Genomic DNA, 3804 nt, shown 5'->3' on the forward strand with positions numbered 1-3804 from the left:
GTCCGTGGTTGGCGGCGGTGCGGGAGGCGGGGACGGGCCGGTGGCTGGTGAGTGCGACGGAGGTGGATCGGTTCTGTGCCGCGCGGGTGCCGCCGGCGGTGGTGTTGGGCTATGACGTGACGTGTTCGGCGCCGAAGTCGGTGTCGTTGCTGTGGGCGTTCGGGGATGAGGAGATTCGCCGGGATGTGGCCGCGGCGATGGACGCCGGTGTGGAGGCGGTGCTCGGCTATCTGGAACGGCATGCGACGGTGGGCACCGTTGCCGGCCGGAACCGTCCGGGGGTGGGGGTGGCGGCGGTGTCGTACCCGCATGAGGTGTCGCGGAGCGACGAGGCCCATCTGCATGTGCATTCCATCGTGGTGAACGCGACCGCCGTCCCCGATCTGGATGAGCAAGGCCGGCCGGTGGCCGATGAGCAGGGCCGGGGGCGGGTGGACTGGCGGGCGTTGGACGGGGAGGTGTTCCTCTCCCACGTGAAGACCGCTGGCTATGTGGGGGCGGCGGCGCTGCGCCATGAGCTGTCCCGGCGGCGCGGACTGGCCTGGGGGCCGGTGCGTAACGGGGTGGCTGAACTCGCCGCCTTCCCCGCGCAGCTGCTGGCGGCGTTCTCCACCCGGCATGGGGAGGTCCAGGCCGAGTACGCCCAGCTCGTCGCCGACGGGTTGACGCCGGGTGGGGTGACCGAGGCGGCGGCGCAGCGCGGTTCCCGGGCGGCGAAGAAGGTCCTCGCTGACGCGCAGGTCCGCCGCATCCAACACGAACGGCTGACGGCCGCCGGATGGACGCCGCAGCGGGTCCGCGCCCTTGCCGCACCCGCCTCCCGGAACCGGGCCCCGGTCGACGGTGAGGACCTGGCCGGGTTGTGCGACCTGCTGACCGGCCCGGCCGGATTGACCGAGCACGACTCGACGTTCGACCGCCGTGCCGTGGTACGACGGGTGGCCGCCTGGGCCGCCGATCGGCTGCCCGCGGACGAGGTCGACCGGCTCACCGACCAGGTGTTGGCCGACCGGCGGATCGTCCTGCTCGGCCACAGCGCCGCCCGGGCCCGCCAGCAACCCGAGCCGGTGTACACGACGCAGGAACTGCTCGAGGTCGAGGACACCCTGCTGGCCCTCTGCCGGCAGGGCCGGGTTGAGGCCGGCGCGCAGCCGCGGATCCTCGTCGACCCGGCCACGCTCGAAGCCCATCTCGCCGCCGCGCAGCAGCGGCCGTCATCGGACGGCCCGGGTGGCGTCGGCGGCGAGGACGGCGGCGGCCAGGGGAGCGGTGGGCCGTCGGGGCCGGCGCTGTCGGCCGAGCAGATCACCCTCGTGCGCCGGCTGCTCACCTCCGGGGATCTGGTGCGGCCGGTCGTCGGGCCGGCGGGGTCGGGGAAGACCGAGGCGATGCGCCTGCTGACCCGGATCGTCCACGCCGGCGGCGGGCAGGTGTTCGCCGCCGCGCACGGGGGCCGGCAGACCGAGGAACTCACCGGCCGGATCGGGGTGGCCGGGCGGGTGGTGTCCGGCTGGCTGACCCTGCTCGATCACACTGAGGATCCGGGCCGGGTGTGGCCGGCGGGCAGCGTGGTCATCGTGGATGAGGCCACGCAGGTCTCGACCCGGGACGCCGCCCGACTGGCGCGGTATGCGTCTCGGACCGGGACCGTGCTGATCCTGCTCGGTGACCCGGCGCAGCTCGGCGCGGTCGGCGCCGGCGGCTGGTACGCCCATCTCGTCGCCTCCACCCCCGACGTGCCGGCGTTGGGCAGTCTGCACCGGCAGACCGGCGCGGCGCTTGCGCCGGTCCGCGCCGCCCTCGGCGCGCTGCGCGCCGACACCGGCGCGTCGGCGAGGAAGGCTCTCGAGCTGCTGGCCGCGGACGGGCGGATCCGCCTGTTCGACTCCCGCGAAGCACTGCTCGCCCAGGTTGTCAACGACTGGTACACCGAACGCACCGCACCGCACCCTCGAGGCGCCACCGACCCGGGCAGCGTGGACGGCGCGGGCAGCACGGAGGGCGACGGGTGGACGGCCGCCGGTCCGGGACGGCGCCGGTCAGGGGGTACGGTCCGGCCCCGACCCGCGGCAGCGTTGCACATGATGGCCGAGCGGACCCGCGACGTGGAGATCCTCGCCCGTGCCGCCCGTGACCGTCTCGCCGCCGACGGCACCCTGACCGGACCGGTCCTGACCGTGGCGGGCCGGGACTTCCAGGCCGGCGACGAGGTCATCACCCTGACCCAGACGGGTCACACCCTGATCCCCGCCGGTAAGCCCGCCTCGGCCTACAACCGTACTGGCACCCTCGGCCGGGTCACCGCCGTCCACCTGGATCCCGACCATCCTGACCGGCAGGCCCTCACCGTCCGCTTTCCCAGGAAGGGCAGCGTGCGGATGCCGTGGGAGTACCTCACCCACCGGTTCACCGATGGTCGCACCGGCGGTCTCGGCTACGCCTACGCGATCACTGCGGCGAAAGCCGAAGGCTCCTCCCTGCCCACCGCACGAGCCGTCGCCCCCGACGACACCAGCCGCGCCGGCCTCTACGTCATGCTCTCCCGAGCCCGGACCGATCTCGCGGCCTACGTCATCCGCCGGGCCGATCTCGAAGCCGACCTTGACGAAGAAGACTGGCTGCCCGTCCTGCGTGACCCGACCGGACCCCTCGAACGCTTCGCCGACCACCTCGCCCAGTCCCGCACCGAACGCCTCGCCAGCGAGTACGACCCGCTCGCCCACGCTGCCCACCGGCTGCGGCGCACCCACACCCTCGCCGGCCTCGCCCGACTCCCCGCACCCCCGCCATCCGGCGGCGCGCACCGCGCGGCCGGCGCGCCGCCCGCGCCGCCCGCGCCGCCCGCGCCGCCCGCCGTGCTGCGACGCGCGGAACTCGCCGCGGAAGCGGCCCTGCGCACCGCCGCCGTCGCCAACCCGCCCGCCGATCTCGTCGCTCGCATCGGGCCACGACCCGCCGCCGGCGCCGACCGCGCTCTGTGGGACCGGGCCGTCGGCGCCCTCGCCGTCCACCACGCCCGCTACCGGCCGGCCGTCCCACCTCACGACCCTGGACCCCCACCCTCATCCGGCGAACCGGCCGGCACCCTACGGGCCCGGTGGATGCTGCACCATGATCAGGCCACGCGCCTCGCTCGAACCTGGGCCGACGCTCTACCCCGCCGGGCCCGCGCCCGCTTCCACAGCCGCGCCGAACAGATCCCCCGCGCCCGTGCCATCGCCGGCCTGCACGCCCTGCTCGACAACGGCCATCAGCCCGCTGATCTTCTCGTCGCGTTGACCCGCGAGGACCGGAGCAGCGTCCGCACCGGCGCTGCCGTGCCCGACCACCGCGTCACCGACCTCTGCCAGCAGCGGGGACTCCACCCCACCGACTATCTCCTCCCCCCGCCGCGTCCGGCCCGCGACGAGTGGAACGAGCTCGTCGGCCTGCTCGACACCTGCGAGATCCACCACCTGGCCCGTCACCCCACCGCCCAGCTCGCCGCCGAACGCCGCCACCTCCGCGACGCTCAAGGCGCGACCGTCCCGCGGGCGAGGCCACACGGAGAAGGCAGCCGGGAAAGCACCGTCGAGGCACGCACCGGCCGCCAAGACAGGCTCCGGCTGATCGAGGAAGCCCTCGACCGGCAGATCGCGCACGCCGTGTTCCGGGCCGGTATCGACCCCGCCGACTACCTCACCGGATTCCTCGGTGCCCGTTCCAGCGCAGGCTTGGACGCCACCGGATGGGATAGCCGGGTCGAGGCCGTCGAGGGGTTCCGCCACCGCGACCTCGGCCTGCCCTACGGCACCCCGGCCACCA

1 protein-coding gene is annotated in these 3804 nt (G+C 74.7%); it reads left to right on the plus strand.

The genetic code is table 11. The features are described from left to right. Positions 1-47: 47 nt before the first annotated feature. On the plus strand, positions 48-3804 hold a 3757-nt coding region (gene mobF / locus AC08ON_RS12700; protein ID WP_476617040.1), incomplete at its 3' end, for a MobF family relaxase.

This window comes from Frankia sp. CoWAU3 (genome assembly GCF_977971855.1).